Origin of the sequence: Rhizobium sp. HT1-10 (assembly GCF_049472505.1) — a bacterium.
GTDB lineage: Bacteria > Pseudomonadota > Alphaproteobacteria > Rhizobiales > Rhizobiaceae > Rhizobium.
On the sequence record NZ_JBCEBQ010000004.1, the window covers coordinates 269,824 to 291,070 of the forward strand.

General features: G+C 63.5%; 22 protein-coding genes. 11 read left to right on the forward strand and 11 right to left on the reverse strand.

Features of this window, described 5'->3' with window-relative positions; all coding sequences use genetic code 11:
* Nucleotides 1-20 precede the first annotated feature (20 nt).
* Nucleotides 21-380, reverse strand: a complete 360-nt coding sequence (locus VH564_RS12870; RefSeq protein ID WP_423340232.1) for a nuclear transport factor 2 family protein — start codon at nucleotides 378-380, stop codon at nucleotides 21-23.
* A gap of 232 nt (nucleotides 381-612) precedes the next feature.
* Here VH564_RS12870 and VH564_RS12875 point away from each other — a divergent pair, with 232 nt between their 5' ends.
* Entirely contained in the window at nucleotides 613-1,917 is a 1,305-nt protein-coding gene (locus tag VH564_RS12875) for a DUF3422 family protein (protein ID WP_423340233.1), read from the forward strand.
* A 143-nt stretch (nucleotides 1,918-2,060) separates the two neighbouring features.
* Here VH564_RS12875 and VH564_RS12880 read toward each other — a convergent pair whose 3' ends face one another.
* Together VH564_RS12880 and VH564_RS12885 are read right to left on the reverse strand one after the other, a co-directional pair.
* Nucleotides 2,061-2,285 (reverse strand): DUF3072 domain-containing protein, encoded by a 225-nt coding sequence (locus VH564_RS12880; RefSeq protein WP_423340234.1) that lies wholly within the window; start codon nucleotides 2,283-2,285, stop codon nucleotides 2,061-2,063.
* 51 nt (nucleotides 2,286-2,336) lie between these two features.
* A complete protein-coding gene (locus tag VH564_RS12885; RefSeq protein WP_423340235.1) occupies nucleotides 2,337-3,332 on the reverse strand; it encodes an aldo/keto reductase in 996 nt (331 codons plus the stop codon).
* Between the two features lie 120 nt (nucleotides 3,333-3,452).
* Here VH564_RS12885 and VH564_RS12890 point away from each other — a divergent pair, with 120 nt between their 5' ends.
* A complete protein-coding gene (locus VH564_RS12890; RefSeq protein WP_423340236.1) occupies nucleotides 3,453-4,343 on the forward strand; it encodes a LysR substrate-binding domain-containing protein in 891 nt (296 codons plus the stop codon).
* 61 nt (nucleotides 4,344-4,404) lie between these two features.
* A complete protein-coding gene (locus VH564_RS12895; protein WP_423340237.1) occupies nucleotides 4,405-5,016 on the forward strand; it encodes a hypothetical protein in 612 nt (203 codons plus the stop codon).
* Here the strand turns inward: VH564_RS12895 and VH564_RS12900 are convergent.
* Together VH564_RS12900 and VH564_RS12905 are read right to left on the reverse strand one after the other, a co-directional pair.
* Entirely contained in the window at nucleotides 5,006-5,449 is a 444-nt protein-coding gene (locus VH564_RS12900) for a GNAT family N-acetyltransferase (RefSeq protein ID WP_423340238.1), read from the reverse strand. The genes VH564_RS12895 and VH564_RS12900 overlap by 11 nt on opposite strands.
* A 12-nt stretch (nucleotides 5,450-5,461) precedes the next feature.
* Nucleotides 5,462-6,412, reverse strand: a complete 951-nt coding sequence (locus tag VH564_RS12905; RefSeq protein ID WP_423340239.1) for an aldo/keto reductase — start codon at nucleotides 6,410-6,412, stop codon at nucleotides 5,462-5,464.
* 176 nt (nucleotides 6,413-6,588) lie between these two features.
* Between VH564_RS12905 and VH564_RS12910 the strand changes: the two genes are divergently transcribed.
* Nucleotides 6,589-7,575, forward strand: a complete 987-nt coding sequence (locus tag VH564_RS12910) for a Gfo/Idh/MocA family protein (RefSeq protein WP_423340240.1) — start codon at nucleotides 6,589-6,591, stop codon at nucleotides 7,573-7,575.
* 12 nt (nucleotides 7,576-7,587) lie between these two features.
* On the opposite strand, the gene VH564_RS12915 is transcribed toward VH564_RS12910, so the two are convergent.
* Nucleotides 7,588-7,962: a GtrA family protein gene (locus tag VH564_RS12915; RefSeq protein WP_423340241.1), complete on the reverse strand. Its 375-nt coding sequence runs from the start codon at nucleotides 7,960-7,962 to the stop codon at nucleotides 7,588-7,590.
* A 270-nt stretch (nucleotides 7,963-8,232) separates the two neighbouring features.
* Here VH564_RS12915 and VH564_RS12920 point away from each other — a divergent pair, with 270 nt between their 5' ends.
* The 3 genes from VH564_RS12920 to VH564_RS12930 all read left to right on the forward strand — a co-directional run bounded on the left by VH564_RS12920 (nucleotide 8,233) and on the right by VH564_RS12930 (nucleotide 13,012).
* Nucleotides 8,233-10,044 carry a hypothetical protein gene (locus tag VH564_RS12920; protein WP_423340528.1) on the forward strand — a complete coding sequence of 604 codons (1,812 nt, stop codon included), beginning with the start codon at nucleotides 8,233-8,235 and terminating at the stop codon, nucleotides 10,042-10,044.
* Nucleotides 10,045-10,184: 140 nt separating this feature from the next.
* Nucleotides 10,185-11,798, forward strand: coding sequence for an exodeoxyribonuclease VII large subunit (xseA, locus tag VH564_RS12925; protein ID WP_423340242.1), 1,614 nt, complete (start codon nucleotides 10,185-10,187; stop codon nucleotides 11,796-11,798).
* Nucleotides 11,799-11,902: 104 nt separating this feature from the next.
* The gene (locus VH564_RS12930) at nucleotides 11,903-13,012 is read left to right on the forward strand and encodes an endonuclease/exonuclease/phosphatase family protein (RefSeq protein WP_423340243.1); all 1,110 of its coding nucleotides are present in this window, start codon (nucleotides 11,903-11,905) and stop codon (nucleotides 13,010-13,012) included.
* Nucleotides 13,013-13,334: 322 nt separating this feature from the next.
* Here the strand turns inward: VH564_RS12930 and VH564_RS12935 are convergent, their stop codons facing one another.
* Nucleotides 13,335-13,835: a MarR family winged helix-turn-helix transcriptional regulator gene (locus tag VH564_RS12935; protein ID WP_423340244.1), complete on the reverse strand. Its 501-nt coding sequence runs from the start codon at nucleotides 13,833-13,835 to the stop codon at nucleotides 13,335-13,337.
* 78 nt (nucleotides 13,836-13,913) lie between these two features.
* Here VH564_RS12935 and VH564_RS12940 point away from each other — a divergent pair, with 78 nt between their 5' ends.
* Nucleotides 13,914-14,774, forward strand: coding sequence for an EamA family transporter (locus VH564_RS12940; RefSeq protein WP_423340245.1), 861 nt, complete (start codon nucleotides 13,914-13,916; stop codon nucleotides 14,772-14,774).
* A gap of 19 nt (nucleotides 14,775-14,793) precedes the next feature.
* On the opposite strand, the gene VH564_RS12945 is transcribed toward VH564_RS12940, so the two are convergent.
* From VH564_RS12945 to VH564_RS12960, 4 genes are all read right to left on the reverse strand, one after another.
* Nucleotides 14,794-16,047, reverse strand: coding sequence for an aminopeptidase (locus tag VH564_RS12945; RefSeq protein ID WP_423340246.1), 1,254 nt, complete (start codon nucleotides 16,045-16,047; stop codon nucleotides 14,794-14,796).
* Between the two features lie 110 nt (nucleotides 16,048-16,157).
* Nucleotides 16,158-16,631, reverse strand: a complete 474-nt coding sequence (gene ybaK / locus VH564_RS12950; RefSeq protein ID WP_423340247.1) for a Cys-tRNA(Pro) deacylase — start codon at nucleotides 16,629-16,631, stop codon at nucleotides 16,158-16,160.
* Between the two features lie 3 nt (nucleotides 16,632-16,634).
* Nucleotides 16,635-16,985 carry an ArsC family reductase gene (locus VH564_RS12955; protein WP_423340248.1) on the reverse strand — a complete coding sequence of 117 codons (351 nt, stop codon included), beginning with the start codon at nucleotides 16,983-16,985 and terminating at the stop codon, nucleotides 16,635-16,637.
* A gap of 2 nt (nucleotides 16,986-16,987) precedes the next feature.
* Complete coding sequence (locus tag VH564_RS12960; RefSeq protein ID WP_423340249.1) at nucleotides 16,988-18,049, reverse strand: peptidase M14; 1,062 nt, start codon at nucleotides 18,047-18,049, stop codon at nucleotides 16,988-16,990.
* A 211-nt stretch (nucleotides 18,050-18,260) separates the two neighbouring features.
* On the opposite strand from VH564_RS12960, the gene VH564_RS12965 reads away from it, so the two are divergent.
* Genes VH564_RS12965 through VH564_RS12975 form a run of 3 tightly spaced genes read left to right on the forward strand, consistent with a single transcriptional unit; the run spans nucleotide 18,261 to nucleotide 21,081 of the window.
* Nucleotides 18,261-19,286, forward strand: a complete 1,026-nt coding sequence (locus tag VH564_RS12965; protein ID WP_423340250.1) for an ABC transporter substrate-binding protein — start codon at nucleotides 18,261-18,263, stop codon at nucleotides 19,284-19,286.
* Nucleotides 19,287-19,288: 2 nt separating this feature from the next.
* Nucleotides 19,289-20,323, forward strand: coding sequence for a FecCD family ABC transporter permease (locus VH564_RS12970; RefSeq protein ID WP_423340251.1), 1,035 nt, complete (start codon nucleotides 19,289-19,291; stop codon nucleotides 20,321-20,323).
* Complete coding sequence (locus tag VH564_RS12975; RefSeq protein ID WP_423340252.1) at nucleotides 20,320-21,081, forward strand: ABC transporter ATP-binding protein; 762 nt, start codon at nucleotides 20,320-20,322, stop codon at nucleotides 21,079-21,081. The genes VH564_RS12970 and VH564_RS12975 overlap by 4 nt, the downstream gene beginning before the upstream one ends.
* Nucleotides 21,082-21,247 lie beyond the last annotated feature (166 nt).

The window sequence follows — 21,247 nt, forward strand, 5'->3', positions numbered from 1 at the left end:
TTCGGGGGATCGGCCATCCGCTAGCGGTGCACGTAATAAAGCTTGCTGGCGATCGACCAGCGGCCATCGACCTTCAGCAGCGACAGGTAGTCGGAAAAGCGGTAGCCGGCAAATTCATCGATGATCTTGACGCTTGCGGCATCGCCTTCGATGTCGATCGTCCGGATGTCCATCAGTGGCTGCGTTCCCGGAGGCACCGCACCCTCGGCCAGGATCTCGGCGATGAAGTGATCGAGCGAACTCCATTCGACCGTACCCTGGAAATTGCCGACGATCGTGGCGCGCGGATGAAAGGCCTTCTTCAAGGCCGCCGCGTTGGCAAAGGCCATTCCATCGACATAGAGGTGGATAACGGCACGAATGGCCTGCTCTTCCGACATGGCGCGTCCTCCCTGGGGTGACCGCTCCACAAGGTACCAGATTTTGGGCCATGCGCAACGCAGGGCTGTTTATGTCGTGGCTTCGACCGTTGGGTTGCGGATGGCGCCGGCTTGCGCTTTGAGCGTGACCGTCGCAAGGATGGAACTTCCTCGGCCGGCCCTTGTCCGGCGGTTCATTTGCGCATAGCGAAGAAGTGATACTGGCCATCGGGGCGCAGTCGAGGGCCGTGATGTGTCGAAGCGAAGTTTCTCATTCCCGAGTGCCGACATTCGCGCCAAGGCGATCGGCGAAATCCACTCCAGGCCCTACACGCTGCTCGCCCTGCCGCGCGTCGTCTTCCAGATCGCCTTCCTGACGGAAGCCAATTTCACCGCCGACCATGCCATCCTCACCGACCTCTCGCTCGGGCAGGGCATTCCGGCTCCTGCAGCCGATTCCAGCCACCATACGATGACCTGGGGTGGCGGAACGCTGCGCTGGGAGCGTCATACGGAATTCTCGACCTATTTCTGGGACACGCCTGCGCCGGTGAAATTCGGTGGCGACATCCCCATCAATCCCTTCGGCTCCCGTTTCAATGCGCCCGGCCCGTTCATATCAGGCGTCCGCATCGAAATTCGCCCTGCGACCGAGATGTCGGTCGATGTCATCGAGAATTTCGACCCGACCAGTCTCTGTCAGAGCACCGTGGCCGACGGCAAGGCGACTGTTGTCACCGATTTCCGTCAGGACGGCGATGGCCTCACCAAGTTCCTGATCCTCGATCGCGGCATGACCGATGCGGCGCGCGGCATGCTGACCCAGCGTATTCTCGATATCGAGACCTACCGGACGCTGGCAATGATGGGGCTGCCGCTTGCCCAGACCCTGTCGCCGGAAATTCGCCAGATCGAGAACAGTTTCACCGCCATCACCCAGGGCATGAAGCAGCATGCCCGCGACGAGGCGGATGCGATGCTGGCCGAAATCACCCGCCTTGCCGCCGAACTGGAGGCAAACGCCGCACTCAGCCTCTACCGCTTCGGCGCCAGCCGCGCCTATTACGACATCGTCCTCGACCGCGTCGCCATGCTGGCGGAGAAGGGGCTGCCCGGCAACGAAACGCTTGGCGCCTTCCTGCAACGACGCCTGGCGCCGGCGATGCGAACATGCCAGTCAGTGGAAGTCCGCCAGGCCAACCTATCGAGCAAGCTGGCGCGCGCCAGCGGCCTCTTGCGCAGCTGGATCGACGTCGATCTCCAGAAGTTCAACACCGAAATCCTGGCATCGATGGACAAGCGGGCGCATCTGCAGCTGCGACTGCAGCAAACGGTCGAAGGCCTGTCGGTGGCAGCGATTTCCTATTACGTCATCGGCCTCGTCGGTTATCTCGCCAAGGCAATCCACGCCACGGGTCTCGACATCTCGCCCGACACCTTGACCGGCGCATCGGTGCCCTTCGTGATCCTCGGCGTATGGCTGACAGTCCGGCGCATTCGCAGCCGGCACAGCGACGAACCGGTCCGGGCGGCCAACAAGCCCCGCTCGATCCGCTGAGAGTTGGCTCATTGGGCGCAGAGAATCGCTCCGAGACATGTAGGCGTGTCTGTATCCGTAAACGGAAAGGGCGGCGCCTGTTTCGTCTGGCGCCGCCCTTACTGAACTAACCCGTCTCAAACGGCTGGCAGGTCGACCCGATGCTACTTCTGCATCCGACCCTTGATTTCGTCGATCCGCTTGGAGGCTTCCGCTTTCGAAAGATCCTCGGCGAAGGCATCAGGTTCGTGGGCCTGCTCCGTCAGGGTTTTCAGGTAGGATTTCTGGGCGCCGGTCATCGGCTCGTCGCCGGTGACCCAGTCGTCCGGATCCTTCTCGGTGTTGGAAGAAGGGTCCGGATCGGTCTTTGGATTATGCTCGTCTATCATTGCTAGCCTCCTTGTTTGTTCTCTTAACGTTCTAGAGGAGGCCAGGTTCCGTCAGCGCTTTGCGTTCCACGCCGCAGGTTTGCCATAGCGCGCTCCGGCGATCTTGTCGGGCGACAGCATGTCGTCCAGTCTCGTCACGTCGTCCGCCGTGAGCACGACGTCGGCAGCAGCGGCATTCTGTTCCAGATGGGTGATCTTGCGGGCGCCGGGGATGGGGACGATGAAGTCGCCCTTGGCCAGCACCCAGGCGAGCGCCAGCTGCGCCGCCGTTGCACCCTTTTCGGCCGCCATCTCCTCGACGAGCTTCACCAGCGCCAGATTGGCGGCCATGTTGTCGGCTTCGAAACGCGGCAGGTTCTTGCGGAAATCGCCTTCGCCGAACTCGGAGGTGTTCTGAATCTTGCCGGTCAGGAAGCCGCGTCCGAGCGGGCTGAAGGGCACGAAGCCGATGTTGAGCTCGCGGCAGGTATCGAGGATCTCGCCCTCGGGATCGCGGGTCCAGAGCGAATATTCGCTCTGCAGCGCCGAGACCGGCTGTACCGCATGGGCGCGGCGGATGTGTTCGGCGGTTGCTTCCGAGAGGCCGAAGGCTCGGACCTTGCCGGCCTTGATGAGATCGGCTACGGCACCGGCGGTGTCCTCGATCGGCACTTCCGGATCGGGACGGTGCTGGTAGAACAGATCGATCACCTCGACGCCGAGCCGCTTCAACGAGGCCTCCGCCACCTCGCGCACATGCTCGGGCCGGCTGTCGAGCCCGGACATGGCCTGCGAATCCGTCTTCGCCGGATCGATCTTGAACCCGAACTTGGTGGCGATGGTCACCTTGTCGCGGACGCTCTTCAGACCCTTGCCGACCAGGATCTCGTTGGCAAAGGGGCCGTAGACCTCTGCGGTGTCGAAGAAGGTGACGCCGATGTCGACGGCGCGGTGCAGCGTGCGGATCGCGTCCTCTTCCTCTTGGCCGCCATAGGCATGGCTCATGCCCATGCAGCCGAGGCCAATGGCGGAGACGGTGAGTTCGGTACCGAGTTTGCGGGTCTTCATGAAATCTCTCCTTGGAACGGTCAGCCCTGCAGGCGACACGATGCACATTCGAAAATAGGGCGCAAAACAGCATTTGAATATGGGTGCAAACTGCAATGCGCTGTTCTATAATTTAGATCAATGAACAGGACCCAGCTTTCGCAATTGGCAGTTCTTGCCGCCGTCGCCGCGCATCGCAGCTTCCGGGCTGCGGCCAAGGAGCTGGCGATCGCGCCCTCTGCGGTCAGCCACGCCATATCGGGCCTGGAGGCCAGCCTCGGGGTGCGCCTCCTGGCGCGCACCACCCGCAGCGTCGCGCCGACGGAGGAGGGGCAACGCCTGCTGGAACGGCTGCGGCCTGCGCTCGATGAGATCGGCATTGCGCTGGAGGCGGTCATCGACGCGCGCGACCGGCCTGCCGGCAACCTGCGCATCACCGCGCCGCGCTTCGCCTCGGACATTCTGCTCGGGCCCCGCATCGGCGATTTCCTCAATGCCTATCCCGACATCACGCTGGAGATCGCCAATGAGGATGGCTTCATCGACATCGTCGCTGAGGGCTATGACGCCGGTATCTGGATGGAGGAAAGCCTGGATGCCGATATGATCGCCGTGCGTATATCGCCGGAGATGCGCACCGTTATCGCTGCCTCGCCTGCCTATTTCGCAAAGCATCCGATCCCTCTCCATCCGCGCGACCTCTCCGCACATCGCTGCATCAAGCGCCGCTTTTCCAACGGCTCGATCTATCGCTGGGAGTTCGACAAGGATGGCGAGTCGCTCGTCGTCGCGGTTGACGGGCCGCTCATCGTTGGCGAGGACCGGCTGGCGCTGCTGGCAGCCCTCAGCGGCGCCGGGTTGGCCTACCTCTTCAATATCCGCGTCGAGGACGAGGTGGCCGGCGGGCGGCTGGTCCGGGTGCTGGAAGACTGGTGCCAGCCCTATCCCGGCCCCTTCCTCTACTACCCCAGCCGCCGCCAGCTGCGGCCGGCCCTGCGCGCCTTCATCGATTTTTTCAAGGTTGGCGGTTGAAGCAGCAGTTTTCGGGTGGCCCGTCCTAGCGATGCGTGTAGTCTGGCGGGGAGGAGAGGGTATGAAGAGACCCACATCTATGCGCGGATTGGAGGACCTCGGCCGGGTGCGGCTGTCGGAGAACTTCTTCCTGCGCGACTTCCTGCATTCCGAAATCGGCAGCCTCTACGGTATTCCGAATATTCCGGACGATCCAGATCTCGCCATTGCGGCTGGCAGCCGGCTATGCGCGGAGCTGCTGGAGCCCTTGCAGGCGACGTTCGGCAGGCTGCATCTGCGCTCCGGCTATCGCTCCCATGCGCTCAACAACTATGGAAACGCTCACGACCTCAATTGCGCCCGAGATGATGCTACGGGCCATGTCTGGGATCGCCGGGATGCCGATGGCTGCATGGGCGCGACGGCCTGCGTTGTCGTCCCCTGGGTCTGGGATCGCCATCACGAGACGGGCGAATGGCAAAAGCTGGCCTGGTGGATCCACGACCATCTGCCCTATGCGTCGCTGCAGTTCTTCCCAAAACTCTGGGCCGTCAACATCTCCTGGCACGAGCGCCCGAAGCGGCTGATCAGCAGCTATGCCGCGCCACGCGGCATCCTGACACGGGAAGGCATGGCGAACTGGGCGGGCAGTCACGCCGGGCTTTATGCCGGCTTCCCGTCGTTCAAAGCGTGATACGATAACGGATATGGCCGTCGCTCTCGACATAGCGGTCGTAGAGCTTGCGGGCCGTGGCATTGGTCTCGTCCGTGTGCCAGTAGAGCCGCGACCAGCCCTTGCCCTTTGAGAGCACGACCAGGTCGTCGAGCAGTGCCCGGCCGACGCCCTTGCCGCGAACAGCCGCATCGACGAACAGGTCTTCCAGATAGCAATCGAGGCTTGAGGTCCAGGTGCCCTCATGGGTGAGGCAGAGGGCGAAGCCGACGACGTCCCCGTCGACAACAGCCACACGCATGAAAATCGCCGACGCCGGGTCGAACACCCGGCGCCAGGTGAGATCGGTGACATCATCCGCGATGCCGACGCCGTAAAAGGCGAGATAGTCGGCCCAGAGTCTTCTGAAGGGCGCTTCGTCCTGGGGCAGGGCTTCGCGAACCGTCACACTCATCTCTTCGTTCCCTTATGCTCCAGCCTTGTCGAGCAGGCTCATCGCCTCCGGCGACAATGTCAGCTGCGCAGACTTAACCAAAGCTTCCAGCTGCGCAAGGCTTGTCGCCGACGCGATCGGCGCCGTCACGGCCTTCTTCTGCAGCAGCCAGGCCAGCGAGATTTCGGCCGCCGTTGCTCCGGTTTCCTTGGAGACGGTATCGAGCGCCGAAAGGATTCTGAGGCCCTTGTCGTCAAGGTATTTCGCCACCCGGTCCTGACGGGCCTTGCCCTCGGTATCCGCCTTGGTCCGGTACTTGCCGGAGAGAAAGCCGGAGGCCAGGCTGAAATAGGTGATGACGCCGATGTCCTCGCGCAGGCAAAGATCGGCCAGCGGCCCTTCGAAGCTGCTGCGGTCGTAGAGATTATATTCCGGCTGCAGCACGTCGTAGCGCTGGACGCCCGCCTTGTCGGCGGCATCGAGCGAGGCTTGCAACTGTGTGGCATCGAGATTGGAGCAGCCGACCGCGCGGATCTTGCCCTGCTGGCGGAGCTTCGCATAGGCGCCGAGGCTTTCTTCGTGCGGCGTCTCCGGATCGGGCCAGTGCGAGAGGTAGAGGTCGATATAATCGGTCTGCAGCCGCTTCAGCGAATCCTCGACCGCCTTGAGGATATAGCTCTCCTTCAACCCCTTCATGCCCGGGCCCATTTCCGAGCCGACTTTGGTGATGATGATTGCCTTGTCGCGCGCCACGTGGCCCTGCTTCAGCCATTTGCCGATGATCTCTTCCGAATCTCCGCCTTTGTTGCCAGGCACCCAGCGCGAATAGACGTCGGCGGTGTCGATGGTGTTGAAGCCGGCGTCGAAGAAGGCATCGAGAATACCGAAGGAGGTCCTTTCGTCGGCCGTCCATCCAAAGACATTGCCGCCGAACACGATGGGAGCGATCGTAAGGCCGGTTTTACCAAGTTTCCGCATCTGCATGGCGCTCTCCTAGAAGGTGTCTGTTCGCTGAAAGGACGACGCGGCGCTAAGCCGCCCTTTCTATGTAGGGTTTCCGCACCGGGAAGAAACCCAAACTTCCGTGAATTGCCGCATCGGCGTTGCGCCCTACTTCACCGCTGCCTATGCTTGGCCAAAACACGGATGAGGAGACATCGATGTTGCGTTTTGGAATTCTGTCGACGGCCAAGATCGGCCGTGAACTTGTTGTGCCGGCGATCCAGGATGCCGAGAATTGCGTCGTCACCGCCATCGCCAGCCGCGACCTCGGCCGCGCCCGCGAGATGGCAGACCGCTTCTCCGTGCCGCATGCATTCGGTTCCTACGAGGAGATGCTGGCGTCGGACACGATCGACGCCGTCTACATTCCCCTGCCGACCTCGCAGCATGTCGAGTGGTCGATCAAGGCGGCAGACGCCGGCAAGCATGTGCTCTGCGAAAAGCCGATTGCGCTGAAATCGGCCGACATCGACAGCCTGATCGCCGCCCGCGACCGCAACAAGGTGCTGATCAGCGAAGCCTACATGGTCGTCTATACGCCCGTCTGGAAGAAGGTCCGCGAGCTGCTGTCCGAAGGCGCCATCGGCCGTCTGCGCCATGTCCAGGGCGCCTTCACCTATTTCAACCGCGATGCCGGCAATATGCGCAACATCCCGGCACTCGGCGGCGGCGGCTTGCCGGATATCGGCGTCTACCCGTCGATCACCACCCGTTTCGTCACCGGCAAGGAACCGCAACGCATCCAGGCCGTCACCGAGCGTGATCCCGAATTCGGCACCGACATCTATTCCAGCGTCAAGGCCGATTTCGGCGACTTCGAAATGAGCTTCTATATCTCGACCCAGATGGCGAGCCGTCAGGTCATGGTGTTCCATGGCACGGAGGGTTTCATCGAGGTGAAATCGCCGTTCAATGCCGACCGCTATGGTGCCGAGGAAGTCGAGCTTTCCAACCGTAGCCACGGCCACTCGCAGATCTTCCGCTTCCCCGACAGTCGCCAGTACAAGCTGGAAGCGGAAGCCTTCGCCGATGCGGCCACCGGCGGCGCGTCCGAAGTGGTGACGCTCGAAAGCTCGAAGCGCAACCAGGCGATGATCGATGCCATCTACCGCGCCAGCGAGAAGGACTGCTGGGAAACGGTCTGATCCGTCAGGCCTTCAGCGGCGGAAGACGAAGCGTGAATAGCCGAAGAAGCTGAACGCCGTCGCCGCCGCCGAGGCCATGACAAGCGCAAAGGTCGGACGCAGGATCGGGATCGAGATCAGCAGCCCGGAATAAATGCCGTAGTTGATCAACGCCGAGACGACGCCGACGGACCCATAGCGAAAACCTTCGACGGCCAGCGACTGGCTGGATTTTTCGAAGGTGAAGGTGTGGTTGAAGAACCAGGTCGCCAGCATCGCCGATGGAATGCTGATCGCCCGTGCACCGAACGGCCCGATCGGGGTGAAGTGCAGGATGAGCATCAGCACACCGGCGTCGACGACAAAGCCGACGCTGCCGGCAATCGCAAACCAGATGAGCTTTCTCATGCCGCACCTGCGCGGCCGGGTTCGAGGTGCGTCGCAGTGGGCGCGGCAGGCAGGGCTGTGCTAAGGCGCATGGTCGCTCATTCGTAAATCTTATCCTGAGGCGTCGGCACGACAAGCCGGCGACCCCTATCACCTTCGACCATCCCACCAATTCCTCAACATTTCCTGACGGCTGGAGCCGGTGGCTTTACCCTTTCTTGATGCCGAAACGCTAATTTCGTCGCGGCGACAAGGCGGGCACAGGATCACGAAATGACGGATGCAACGGATATGCGGCCGATCGAAGGCGTCGAGCATAAAGCCGCAGGGACTCCGCTGTGGTCAAGGACATGGTTCCTGGCCCTCAGCTATAGCTTTGCCGTCATCGTCGTCCTGCTGGTGCTTAATCACAATGCTGTCGATTATGTCGGTGCCGACAATGACGACGCGATGCGCCTCGTCGAAGTCCGCGACCTTCTCGCCGGCCAGGGCTGGTTCGACATGATGCAGTACAGGCTCGGCCTCAGCGGCGGAACGCTGATGCACTGGTCGCGCTTCATCGACCTGCCGATCGCCAGCCTGATCGTCTTCTTTCGTCAGTTCGTCTCCCCCGATCGTGCCGAGATATTGGCACTGACGGTTTGGCCGCTGTTCCTCGTCATTCCGTTCATGGGCGCCATGGCTCTGGTCGGGCGCCGGCTCGCAGGGGTCCCGGGCGTTCACATAACCCTGCTGCAGACGGTCTTTCTGATCATCACTTCCGTGCGCTATCTGCCGGGCTCGATCGACCATGACAATGTCCAGATGGGCCTGGTGGCACTGATCGTCGCCATGCTGATCGACGAGCGCTTCCGCGCCTCGAGTTTTGCGGTCGCCGCCGTCGCCGCCGCCATCGCCATCGGCATCGGCGCGGAAACCACGCCCTTCGTCGCCGTTGCGTGCATGGCCGTCGGCATGCTTTGGGCTTGGGAAGGTGCAGCCTTCGCCAAGGCGGCCTCCGCTTTCGCGCTGACGCTGACCGTTGCCATCAGCGCTGCCTTCTTCGCGACCGTGCCGCCGCATTTCTATTCGATGGTCACCTGCGACAACCTCTCGCTCGGCTTTTACGGCATCACGACCGTCGGCGGCATAGGGCTGTTGCTATCGGCACTTCTTGCCAGCCGCTTGCCGCGAGCCAGGCGCTTCGTCGTCCTCGCCGTCGTTGGCGTCGCGGTGCTCGGCTCAGCGTTGCTGCTTGCGCCGCAATGCCTGGGCAACCCGCTTGCCGGCCTCGATCCGATGCTCGTCGAGTTCTGGCTGAGCAGCGTCAGCGAGGCGCAGTCCATCGTCGCGCTCAGCGTCAACGACCCGACCTCGATCGGCGCCTTTTATGCGGTCGGCCTGCTTGCTATCGTCGTCTGCCTGTTCCGGATCGTCCGGGGCGAACGAGCCCAGCTTCACGCCATCCTGCTGGCGTTGCTCGCCATCAACTGGATCATCGCGCTGGTGCAGGTGCGCGGCGCAGTCTTTGCCAACCTGCTGGCAATCCCGCCCCTGACCTTGTTCGTGCTCGACCTGCGCCGGATCTCCAACGCCGATTCCGAAGATATCCGTGCGGCATTCTTCTATGTCGTCGGCGTGTTGGTCTCTGTCCCGGCCGTCTGGGCCATCGGCGGCGGGCTCGCCAGGAGCGACATCGGCAATATCTTTACCAAATCCACGGCGGCTGCCGACCACAGTTCATGCGGATCGAAGGAATCGCTGGCGCCGCTCGCAGCCCTTAGCCCCGGCGTCGTGCTGGCAGCCTCCAATCTCGGCTCGCCGATCCTGCGCTTCACACCGCATCGAACCCTCTCGGGCCCCTATCACCGCGATGCCGACGGCATGCTGGCTGAAATGAAGATCGGCATGGCCCCACCCGACGAGGCGCGGACGATGATGCAGCAGGCCGGCGTAACGCTGCTTGCCTATTGCGCAGAGGACCCGCAGGTGGAGCGCTTTGCAAAGCTGAAGCCGGAAGGCCTCTACGGGCAGCTGGCCAGAGGCAATGTCCCCGCTTATCTGGATCCACTACCCGGAAGTCCAAAGGAGGCCCTGCGGATCTTCAGCGTGCGGCAACCGTAGGTCCGCGCCACCTCGGCCGGCGGTGCACCACTAATTTGCGGACGGAGCCGCCGCCGCCCGCAACGGCAACAGGCCCGTAAAAATACGGGATGTGGCGCCGGTGTGGCTGATCTTGGAGCCTGCCTGCGCTAGAAAGACGCATGAGCAGTCTCTTCGAAAATGATTCGCCGTCGAACCTCTCCGAGTATTCGGTCTCGGAACTGTCCGGCTCGATCAAGCGGACGGTCGAAAACGCCTTCGATCAGGTGCGGGTGCGCGGCGAGATCTCCGGCTATCGCGGGCCGCATTCCTCCGGCCACGCCTATTTCTCGCTGAAGGACGACCGCGCGCGCATCGATGCCGTCATCTGGAAGGGAAGCTTCTCCAAGCTCAAGTTCAAGCCCGAAGAGGGCATGGAAGTCATCGCCACCGGCAAGGTCACGACCTTCCCGGGCTCGTCGAAATACCAGATCGTCATCGAGACGCTGGAGCCGGCCGGCGCCGGCGCGTTGATGGCGCTGATCGAGGAGCGCAAGCGCAAGCTCGGCGCCGAAGGCCTGTTCGATGCCGACCGCAAGAAGCGGTTGCCGTTCATGCCGAAGGTCATCGGCGTCGTCACCTCGCCGACCGGTGCCGTCATCCGCGATATTCTCCACCGCATCGCCGATCGGTTTCCCGTCCATGTGCTGGTCTGGCCGGTGAAGGTTCAGGGCGAGGGCTCTGGAACGGAAGTCGCCAATGCCATTCGCGGCTTCAACGCCTTTCAAATGGGCGGCGCGTTGCCGCGCCCGGACGTGCTGATCGTTGCGCGCGGCGGCGGCAGCCTCGAGGATCTCTGGAGTTTCAACGACGAAATTGTTGTGCGGGCGGCAGCCGAAAGCACGATCCCGCTGATCTCCGCCGTCGGCCACGAGACCGACTGGACGCTGATCGACTATGCCGCCGATATCCGCGCGCCGACCCCGACAGGCGCTGCCGAAATGGCCGTGCCGGTCAAGGCAGAGCTCGAGGCACAGGCCGCCGGGCTTTCGGCGCGTCTGCAGACCGGCATCCGCCGCCACATGGACCATCGCGGCCAGGCCGTGCGCGCTCTGGTGCGTGCCCTGCCGTCGCTGGACCAGTTGCTGGCCCTGCCGCGTCGCCGCTTCGACGAAACCGCAGCCGGCCTCGGCCGTGGCCTGGAACTCAACACCCTCAACAAGCGTCGCAGCTTCGAGCGCGCCGCAGCGCATCTCCGCCCCGAGGTCCTGTCCGGCCGACTCGCCGAGCGACGACAGATGCTGAGCGAGCGCATGGTGCGTGCCGAGCGCCGCATCGAGCGCCTGCTGTCGGACAGCCACAAGCGCATCTCCAACGCCGAGGTTGCTATGCGCGGTGTGCCGGCGCGACTGACGGCCCAGACGCGCAGCTTCCGCGACCGTCTTGCCAATCTCGCCCGCCACTCCGACACCGCCATCCGCCACCGTCTGAGCGAGGCCCGCGGCATCATCGTCGCGCAGGACCGCGTGCTACAGTCTCTGTCCTACAAGAATGTCCTGAAACGCGGCTATGCCGTCGTTCGGGACGAAGACGACCGCCCCGTATCCTCAGCCGCCCTGCTGTCGGCGGGCGCCGCCCTGTCGATCGAGTTCGCCGACGGACGGATCGGTGCCGTCACCAGCGAAGACGGCACGACACCTGCACCGGCCGGCGGCGCGCCGATGAAGAAGCGTACACCGAAGCCGGCCGAGCCCGCCGCATCCGTCGAACCGCCGAAGCAGGGCACGCTGTTTTAGGCGGCCTTGGCATTATCCGGTTACTCCACCTGGATTTGCATATTGACATCGAATTGCAACATAGAGATGCTAAGGATACGTCTTGCAATGTTGAGGAGCTTTCCATGCGCCTGGCATCTTTCAACGTCGAAAATCTGTTTGACCGCGCAAAAGCGATGAACCTCGACACGTGGGCCGATGGCAAGCCCGTGCTCGAGAAATTCGCCGCGCTCAACGGCCTGCTGGGGCAGGTGACTTACAGCGCGGCCGACAAGACGCGGATGGCAGCGCTCATTGTCGAACTCGGCATGGAAAAGAGCGACACCGGCCCTTTCGTCATTCTCAGGCGCAATCGCGGCGCGCTGCTGAAAAGACCGCATGCCGGCGGCGTCATCGTCACAGCCAACGGCAGATCGGACTGGGTCGGATCGCTCGAACTTCGCGATGCGCCGGTCAGCGAACAGGCGATGCGCAACACCGCAAGGGTAATGACCGATCTTGAGGCCGACGTGCTTGGGGTCGTCGAGGTCGAGAGCCGGCCGGTGTTGTCTGCCTTCAACGAGCAGGTCCTTCCGGCGGTGTCCGGCAAGCCGTTTCATCAGGTGATGGTGATCGATGGCAATGACGAGCGTGGGATCGACGTCGGATTGATGGCGCGCGAGCACTTCACGCTCGGGCTGATGCGCAGCCATGTCGATGACAGAAGCGCCGATGGCAATCTGATATTCTCGCGCGACTGCCCGGAATATTTCATCACCACGCCGAAGGGCACGACGCTGGTCGTCCTGCTCAACCACTTCAAGAGCAAGGGTTTCGGCAGCCCGCAGTCGTCCAATGCCAGGCGCCGCGCGCAGGCCGAACGCGCAAGGGTCGTCTACGAGGACCTGCTGGCCGGTGGCTTCGAGTATATTGCCCTGATCGGCGACCTCAACGATACGCCTGACAGCGCGCAGCTGGAGCCGCTTGTCGACAGCACGCTGAAAGATGCCTTCACCCATCCGAATTTCGATGAAGGCGGCTTTCCCGGCACCTTCGGTCTCGGCAATGCCGGCAACAAGATCGACTATCTCTTCCTGTCGCCGAAGCTGTTTGCAAAGATTGAAAAGGGTGGCGTCTTCCGCAAGGGTGTCTGGCCGGGCGTCAAGCCAAAGCGCTGGGAAACCTATGCGGAGCTGACAGCGCCGGAGCAGGCGGCCTCCGATCACGCCGCCGTCTGGGTCGATCTCGACATCTGATGGCCGCCGCGCGCGCCGCTGATCGGTGGACCTGCAAAACCCGACCACCACGCCGCAAATCAGGCATCCTGCCTGCCAAGACTGCTGACAAACCCTGAAGACGCTTGTTTGACGAGAGCGATGCCCTACTCGGCCTTGTGGCAGGGATCCAGCGGCACGACGTCTGTCGTGTCAAAAGACCTTTCAGCGCAAGGACTTAAGCTGACTGGACCTCGCCACAATGGCGAAGATGAGGGGGGCAACCGGCTCCAATTTCCCGAGTGACCCGCAGACTTGTTAGATGGTACCTCTTCAGCAGTCCGAGCAGGCATCCGGCCTGCCGCTATTCCTTCGGTGCCGCCGGCTCGAATTGCGCCAGATAGCGCGCCAGCAACCCGTCCAGCGCGGCAAACTCGTCGGGGCTGAGGCCGGACGTGATCTTCTGCTGGTTTGCCACATGCGCGGTCACCGTCCTGTCGATCAGCGACAGGCCCTCGTCCGTCAGGCCAATCAGAACGCTGCGCCCGTCCGGCGGATTGGACAGGCGGCAGACGAGGCCGCGCTTTTCCAGCTGATCGATGCGGTTGGTCATCGTCCCGGAGGTCACCATGGTCGCCGCCAGCAGATCGCCGGGAGACAGGCGATAGGGCGCGCCGGATCTGCGCAGGGTCGCCAGGACATCAAAACTCGCCCGCGACAGGTCGTGCTCAGCCAGCACGCTTTCGATCTCGCGCGACAGATGGGCATGCAGACGGGTAAGGCGGCCGAGAAGCCCCATCGCAGCGGTGTCGAGGTCGGGGCGCTCGCGTTGCCATTGTTGGAGAATGATGTCGACGTGATCCATGCGCTTACTATGCGGCGATTTATCTTGACGTCAAGATTTCTCCACTTACCTTGAGGTCAAGATAAATGGAGAGTTGTCATGTCCAATGCCCGCGATGTCGCCCTGACCGCATTGGCGCCCGCCATCTGGGGATCGACCTACATCGTCACGACCCAGCTTCTGCCGCCCGGCATGCCGTTGACGGTCGCAGCCCTGCGCGCGCTTCCCGCCGGCCTCCTGTTGCTGCTGATTGTCCGGCAATGGCCGCAGGGCGCCTGGTGGTGGAAGAGCCTGGTGCTGGGCGCCCTCAATTTCTCGCTGTTCTGGGGCTTCCTGTTCGTCTCAGCCTATCGCTTGCCCGGCGGCGTGGCGGCAACGGTCGGCGCCGTCCAGCCGTTGATCGTCATTGCGCTCTCTCGTGTCGTTATGGGCACGCCGGTGCGGACGATTGCGCTGCTGGCCGGTGCGGCCGGGCTTTGTGGCGTCGCCCTGCTGGTGCTGCGGCCGGGCGCGGCACTCGATCCCGTCGGCATCGCTGCGGGCCTGGCCGGTGCCCTGTCGATGGCGCTCGGCACCGTTCTCAGCCGCCATTGGAAGCCGCCGGTGTCGCCGCTGAGCTTCACGGCCTGGCAACTGACGGCGGGCGGGCTGCTGCTGGCGCCAGTGGCACTCCTGATGGAGCCAACCCTGCCGCCGCTGACGCCTGCAAACCTCATCGGCTTTCTCTATCTCGGGCTGATCGGGGCTGCCTTCACCTATATGCTCTGGTTTCGCGGCCTGCGGCTGATCGGCGCGCAGGCGGCTTCCGCATTGGGTTTCCTCAGCCCGCTGGTCGCGGTCCTTCTCGGCTGGTGCCTGCTCGGGCAGGCGCTCGATGCCGTTCAGCTGCTGGGCGTCGTCGTGGTCATCGCCAGCGTCTGGGCAAGCCAGCAGGCGCCTCGCCGCCAAGGGCTAGGCTGAGGCGCCCGGCGGTTGATGGTCAGGCCCATTCACCCCCACGCATGACCGGCACGCGCGTGCCGTCCGGCTTGATGCCGTCGATGTCGACCTTGTTGGAGCCGATCATCCAGTCGATATGGATCAGGCTGGAATTGCCGCCCTGCGCCTTGATCTGTTCCTGGGTCAGCGACGCCCCGTCGAGGAAGCACTTCGAATAGCACTGGCCGAGCGCGATATGGCAGGATGCGTTCTCGTCGAACAGCGTGTTGTAGAAAAGGATGCCGCTCGCCGAAATCGGCGAGGAATGCGGCACCAGCGCCACTTCGCCCAGCCGCCGCGCACCCTCGTCGGTGTCCAACACCTTGTTCAGCACCTCTTCGCCGCGGCTGGCCTTGGCCTCGACGATGCGTCCGGCCTCGAACTTCACCTGGATGTTGTCGATCAGCGTGCCGCCATGCGACAGCGGCTTGGTGCTGGAGACGTGGCCGTCGACCCGCAGCGCATGCGGCGTGGTGAAGACTTCCTCCGTCGGGATATTCGGGTTGCAGGTAATCCCGTTCTTCGCCGTCGAGGCGCCGCCATGCCATTCATGGCCGTCGGCAAGGCCGATGGTGACATCGGTGCCCGGCCCGACGAAATGCAGGCCCGAGAAACGCTGTTGGTTGAGCCAGCTGGAGCGGACGCGCAAGTTCGCGTTGTGCTCGGTCCAGGCGGCGATGGGGTCCTCGACATCGACGCGCGATGCCGCAAAGATCGCCCGCGCGAGCTTGGCAACCGCGATCGGCTCGGGATCGTTCGGAAACACCAGGCGTGCCCAGGACGGGTTGGGATAGGAGACGATGTTCCAGTTGATGTCGAAGTTGGAGATCTTTTCCAGCGCCGGCTTGTAGGCCGTGGAATTGGCGCGGTTGGCGCGTGCCACCTTGGCCGGGTCCTGGCCCGACAGCAGCATCGGATTGTCGCCGGACACCGCCAGCCGCGCAGCGCCATTGGCAAAGGCATTGGCCATGCCTTCATAGAGCCAGCCGGCGGCGCGGTCGAAGCTTTCGTCGCTGCCGTTCTCGTAGCGGGCGAGCGTCGCTTCCTCGTCGGCATAGAAGGAGGTCACGAGGCCGGCACCGGCCATATAGGCGTGCCGTGTGATCCGCCGCACCAACGGCATCGCCGCCACGGGGGCGGTGACGACCAGGTCCTGACCCTTCTGCAACTGCAATCCGACCTTGATGGCCACCTCGGCAAGCTTGTCGAGCTTGACGGGATCAACGGTATGAACGCTTTTCGATACGGATGTCATGGAAACCTGCCTGCTGGGAAAATGCCGAGGCAGAAGACATAAGCCCCATTGCGGCGAAAATGAAGCTCGCCGCAATGCAATTCGGCGGATGGACGGGTGGGGCAGGGCGCTCAGGCGACCAGCGGCACGGCATTCGCCTTCAGCACCGCCACGGCATCCTGCGGGGCGAGCCGCACCTGCAGCCCGCGCTGCCCACCATTCATGAAGACGAGATCTTCGCCGAGCGCCGCCACCTCGACGGCCGTCGGCACCAGCTTCTTCTGTCCGAACGGGCTGATGCCGCCGACATGGTAGCCGGTCAGCCGCTCGGCGTCGGCAGGCTTCATCATATGGGCCGACTTGCCGCCAAAGGCGGCGGCGAGCTTCTTCATGCTGACCTCGCGGTCGGACGGCACGATCACGCAGACCGGCTTGCCGTCGACCTCGGCCATCAGCGTCTTCAGCACCCGCTGCGGCGCCTCCCCCAAAGCCTCCGCCGCCTGCATGCCGATCCTCTCGGCGCCAGGGTCGTAATCATAGACATGCACGGTGAAGGCAATCTTTGCCTGGCTAAGGACCTGCGTGGCGCGGGTGGTTTTCGACATGGCTCACATCTTGAAAAGTGTTTGATATGCTTCCGGCTTGAACCCCACCAGCAGCTTGCCCTCTGCCTCCAGCACCGGGCGTTTGATCATCGAGGGTTGGGCGAGCATCAGGGCGATGGCTTTCTCGGCGTCGAGACCGGTCCGGTCTGCCTCGTCGAGCTTCCGGAATGTCGTGCCGGCGCGGTTGAGCACGGTCTCCCAGCCGGCCTGGTCGATCCAGCGTCGCAGATGGTCGCTGTCGATGCCTTCGGCCTTGTAGTCGTGAAAGCGGTAGGGGATGCCGTGGCTGTCGAGCCAGCCGCGCGCCTTCTTCATCGTGTCGCAGTTTTTGATGCCGTAGAGGGTCACGCCCATGCTCAGTCCTCCAGCGTGCCGGGCTTGCGCACAACGCTGCTCGGCGCATCGCAGCCGATCTTCATCAGGTCGGCACCCCGGCGCACAAGGCGGTCGGAAACGCGGGTGACGATCAGGCCCGCCTGCGGTGCGAAAACGTCCAGCGTCCCGTCAGCCATGCCGGGAGCGGTGATGATCGTGGCCAGCAGGTCGCCCTTCTCGACGCGCTCGCCGATGTTGCGATGGAACAGCACCGTGCCGGCGGCAGGCGTACGGATCATCTCGACATTGTCGAGCGGCACGGCCGGGCCGCTGAATGCGTCCAAGCGGACGGTATCGTCGCGAACGATGCCACGGGAGGCGAGGAAGTTCCACAGACCCTCGGCATCCCTGCGCGCCATCTCGGGATAGACGTCGCGGGTGCCGCGCAATTCGACCGTGACCGACAGCTTGCCGGGCAGGCGCTGCTTCTTTTCGCCCGGTACCTCGTATTTCCAGGCATAGCTGACTGCCTCCTCGAAAGCCGAGCTCTCGCCGTCCGACAGCAGCACTGCCTGCATGTCGAGCGCGGCCGCCAGATCGGAAGCCTCCGGCCAGAAGGCGCTGTCGATATAGGCATATTGCAGCGATTCATCGTCGCAATGCAGGTCGATGACGAGATCGGCCCCGAGCGCCATGTGGATCAGCTGGCGCTTCAACCGGACGGCAGCCGGCAGCCGGCCGATGTTCTCCAGCAGCTTGGCGCGGTCGCCGAGCGCGATCAGCGGGAAGTCGCGATTGAAATTGGTGCGTGAGCCGAGCTCGAAGCGCCCCTCCATGCCGCCAAACAGCGATTGCGCGGCTCCGATCGGGTTGGCATGCGGGATGACGATCATGTCGCTCCTGATGCCGCCAGCGGCTTCCGCTACCCGCAGTTTCTCGACGAGGAAATGCAGCAGCGCCGTTCCCGGCAATTCGCCTGCGTGCAGGGCAGCCTGGATATAGACTTTCGGCGCTGACGCGTCGGAGCCGGCAAAGCGCAGCACCGGCAGCTTCCAGGCTATCCCCGGCGTATCGCCTTCGATCACGATCTCGGTCACGTCCATGGATGCTGCTCCCTGCCTGATGATGGGACGTTCAATAGCAAGCTGGCTCCCATCGCGACAAGCGCTTTCCGTTTGACGAAGCCCTCCAGACCGGGGGGTGGCATTGGAAAATAAAATATGAACCATTTCGTCTTGTTTTTGATCGGAGGGAATGGTTATACCGCACGGGTCTTTCCACGTGGCCGCCGGGCCAGAAGAACAGGATGTTGCCGTGACCGCCTTCAGATCGCTTCTCGCCGCCCTCGGCGTTTGTTTGGTACAGGGCTTGGCCTGCAATCATGCCATCGCTGCGCCGACCCACTATCCGTTGACGCTGGACAATTGCGGCGCGAAGATAACGATCGAGAAGGCACCGGAGCGGGCGATCGGTCTCGGGCAGAACAGCGCGGAAATCCTGCTGCTGCTCGGCCTGCAGGACAGGATGGCCGGCACGGCCTTCTGGCCGAGCATGGTGCTGCCGCAGCTGGCGGAGGCCAATGCCAAGGTCAAGCTGCTGACGGTGGAATTCCCGACCTTCGAATCCATCCTCGCCGAAAATCCGGATTTCGTCGCCGCCGCACTCCCGACCCTGGTCGGACCGAGCAGCAAGGTTGCCAAGCGCGAGGACTTCGAGAAGGTCGGCGTGCCCAGCTACCTGTCGCCGAGCACCTGCCTCAGCACGGACAAGGTCAAGAACGAGTATGGCAGCCGCGACCAGCTGTGGAACATGGATCAGCTCTATAGGGAGATCGACGAGCTCTCGCAGATCTTCGACGTCGCCGATCGCGGCCAGGCGCTGATTGCCGACCTCAAGGCGCGGGAAGCGGCGTTGCGCGCCAGCGTTTCGAAGGATGGCAAGAAGCTCTCCTATGTCTTCTGGTTCTCCAGTCCGAGCCCTTCGGCCGACGCCTATCTCGGCGGCAAGAACAGCGCATCGGGCTTTATCGCCGATGTGCTTGGCGGCCGCAACGCCATCGAGGCCGAGGCGGAATGGCCGACGCTCGGCTGGGAAAGCATCATCGCGGCCAACCCGGATGTGATCGTCGTCGCCAATCTCGACCGCAATCGCTGGGAACTGGACAAGCCGGAAGCGAAGATAAAATTCCTCACCAGCGATCCTGCCGTGAGCCAGATCGCGGCTGTCAAGAACAAGGCCATCGTCGTGATGGACGGGCAGGCAATGAACCCGACCATCCGCACGATCTACGGTGCCGAACAGGTGGCCAGCCAGCTGAAAGCCCTCGGCCTGCTGAAGTGAGCATGACGCGCCGCTCCTTGCCGCAGCTGGCGGTACCGGGTCTCCTGGTGCTGGCCTCGCTTGCCGCCATCGCTCTGGTGGTGGCGGTCAGCGTCGGCATCGGCGACTTGCCGATCCCGCTTTCGACCACCTTTGCTGCGGTCACCAACCGCCTCGGCTGGACGGCCGTCCCGCTCAGCTGCATCCACGAAACCGTGATCTGGGATTACCGCCTCAGCCGGGCGCTGGTCGCCGCCTTCTGCGGCGCGGGTTTGGCGCTATCAGGCGCGATCATGCAGGCCCTGCTGCGCAATCCGCTGGCCGAACCCTATGTGCTCGGGATCTCGGCCGGTGCCTCGACCGGCGCGGTCGCCATCGTCATCCTCGGCATCGGAGCAGGTACGGTTTCGCTGTCATCGGGCGCCTTCGCCGGCGCCTTCGGTGCCTTCCTGTTCGTCGCGTTGCTGTCGAACGGAGCGCGCGGTGGTGCCGACCGCACGATCCTTGCCGGCGTTGCCGCCTCGCAGCTCTTCAACGCCGCCACCTCCTATATCGTCACCACCTCGGGCAACGCCCAGCAGGCGCGCGACGTGATGTTCTGGCTGCTCGGCAGTTTCGGCGGCGTGCGCTGGCCGGAACTTACGCTGGTATCGATCGTCATCGGCATTTCGCTGGTCGCCTGCCTCGCCTATGCGCGCGTTCTCGATGCCTTTGCCTTCGGCGACGAGGCCGCGGCCTCGCTCGGCGTCCATGTCGGCCGCGCCCGGATCGTGCTGTTCGCACTGACCGCCGTCATGACGGCAACGATCGTCAGCATGGTCGGCTCCATCGGCTTCGTCGGCCTTGTGGTGCCGCATGCCGCCCGCTTCATCGTCGGGCCGCTGCACATCCGGCTGCTGCCGGCATGTGCCATCTTCGGCGCCATTTTCATGGTGCTTGCCGATATCGCCTCGCGCGTGTTGATCCCCCACCAGGTGCTGCCGATCGGCGTCGTCACCGCACTGGTCGGCGTGCCCGTGTTTTCCCTCATCCTCTACCGGTTCCAGCGGGCATCATGAGCATCACGGCTGAAAACCTCATCTGGAACATCGGCAAGAAGACGATCCTCGACGGGATCTCCTTCGAGGCCCGATCCGGCGGCATGCTGGGCCTGCTCGGTCCCAACGGCTCCGGCAAGACATCGCTTCTGCGGCTACTGGCCGGCCTCAAGCAACCGGATGGCGGCCGGGTCACGCTCGACGGTAAGGACATTGCCGCAGTCGGCCGCCGCGCCCTGGCCCGCCGCGTCGCCTTCGTCGAGCAGCACGCCACCACCAATGCCAGCCTGCGCGTCATCGATGTCGTCAGGCTCGGGCGCTTTCCGCACCGGTCGATGTTTTCCGGCTGGTCGCTGGCCGACGAACAGGCGGTGGAAGCGGCTCTCTCACGCACGGGCCTTATGGAAAAGCGCAATGACCGCTGGCACAATTTGTCCGGCGGTGAACGGCAGCGCACCCAGATCGCGCGCGCCCTGGCCCAATCGCCGAAGGAACTGATCCTCGACGAGCCGACCAACCATCTGGACGTCCAGCACCAGATCGGCCTCCTCAGGCTCGTCTCCAGCCTGCCGATGACCAGCATCATCGCGCTCCACGACCTCAACCACGCCGCCATGTTTTGCGACGCGCTGATCGTGCTGGAGCGTGGGCGGATCGTGGCCTCGGGCACGCCGGAAAACGTGCTGACGGAAGCGCTGCTGCGGGACGTGTTCTCGGTCGAAGCCCGGGTGGAGCTGTCGCCGCATACAGCGAGACCGCACATCCATTACGTCAGATAACGCGTAGGCTGCAGACTTGGCGCCTGGAGATCGTTCACCGCAATCTGCTTTGCTTTCGGCTCGGCCCCCTCATCCGGCCTTCGGCCACCTTCTCCCCGAGGGGAGAAGGGAAAGCGGCGGCGTCGTAGGCAGGCCCTCAGATCATGCCATAAATGTTGCTGCCAGT

Bases quoted from the DNA above. Each gene is read 5' to 3' on its own strand.
- VH564_RS12955 (WP_423340248.1), bottom strand. From the start codon at position 16,985: ATGGGCGTGACCCTCTACGGCATCAAAAACTGCGACACGATGAAGAAG.
- VH564_RS12970 (WP_423340251.1), top strand. From the start codon at position 19,289: ATGACGCGCCGCTCCTTGCCGCAGCTGGCGGTACCGGGTCTCCTGGTG.
- VH564_RS12920 (WP_423340528.1), top strand. From the start codon at position 8,233: ATGCGGCCGATCGAAGGCGTCGAGCATAAAGCCGCAGGGACTCCGCTG.
- VH564_RS12905 (WP_423340239.1), bottom strand. From the start codon at position 6,412: ATGCAGATGCGGAAACTTGGTAAAACCGGCCTTACGATCGCTCCCATC.
- VH564_RS12915 (WP_423340241.1), bottom strand. From the start codon at position 7,962: ATGAGAAAGCTCATCTGGTTTGCGATTGCCGGCAGCGTCGGCTTTGTC.
- VH564_RS12870 (WP_423340232.1), bottom strand. From the start codon at position 380: ATGTCGGAAGAGCAGGCCATTCGTGCCGTTATCCACCTCTATGTCGAT.
- VH564_RS12910 (WP_423340240.1), top strand. From the start codon at position 6,589: ATGTTGCGTTTTGGAATTCTGTCGACGGCCAAGATCGGCCGTGAACTT.
- VH564_RS12880 (WP_423340234.1), bottom strand. From the start codon at position 2,285: ATGATAGACGAGCATAATCCAAAGACCGATCCGGACCCTTCTTCCAAC.
- VH564_RS12930 (WP_423340243.1), top strand. From the start codon at position 11,903: ATGCGCCTGGCATCTTTCAACGTCGAAAATCTGTTTGACCGCGCAAAA.
- ybaK (WP_423340247.1), bottom strand. From the start codon at position 16,631: ATGTCGAAAACCACCCGCGCCACGCAGGTCCTTAGCCAGGCAAAGATT.
- VH564_RS12895 (WP_423340237.1), top strand. From the start codon at position 4,405: ATGAAGAGACCCACATCTATGCGCGGATTGGAGGACCTCGGCCGGGTG.
- VH564_RS12945 (WP_423340246.1), bottom strand. From the start codon at position 16,047: ATGACATCCGTATCGAAAAGCGTTCATACCGTTGATCCCGTCAAGCTC.
- VH564_RS12900 (WP_423340238.1), bottom strand. From the start codon at position 5,449: ATGAGTGTGACGGTTCGCGAAGCCCTGCCCCAGGACGAAGCGCCCTTC.
- VH564_RS12975 (WP_423340252.1), top strand. From the start codon at position 20,320: ATGAGCATCACGGCTGAAAACCTCATCTGGAACATCGGCAAGAAGACG.
- VH564_RS12885 (WP_423340235.1), bottom strand. From the start codon at position 3,332: ATGAAGACCCGCAAACTCGGTACCGAACTCACCGTCTCCGCCATTGGC.
- VH564_RS12890 (WP_423340236.1), top strand. From the start codon at position 3,453: ATGAACAGGACCCAGCTTTCGCAATTGGCAGTTCTTGCCGCCGTCGCC.
- VH564_RS12960 (WP_423340249.1), bottom strand. From the start codon at position 18,049: ATGGACGTGACCGAGATCGTGATCGAAGGCGATACGCCGGGGATAGCC.
- VH564_RS12940 (WP_423340245.1), top strand. From the start codon at position 13,914: ATGTCCAATGCCCGCGATGTCGCCCTGACCGCATTGGCGCCCGCCATC.
- VH564_RS12935 (WP_423340244.1), bottom strand. From the start codon at position 13,835: ATGGATCACGTCGACATCATTCTCCAACAATGGCAACGCGAGCGCCCC.
- xseA (WP_423340242.1), top strand. From the start codon at position 10,185: ATGAGCAGTCTCTTCGAAAATGATTCGCCGTCGAACCTCTCCGAGTAT.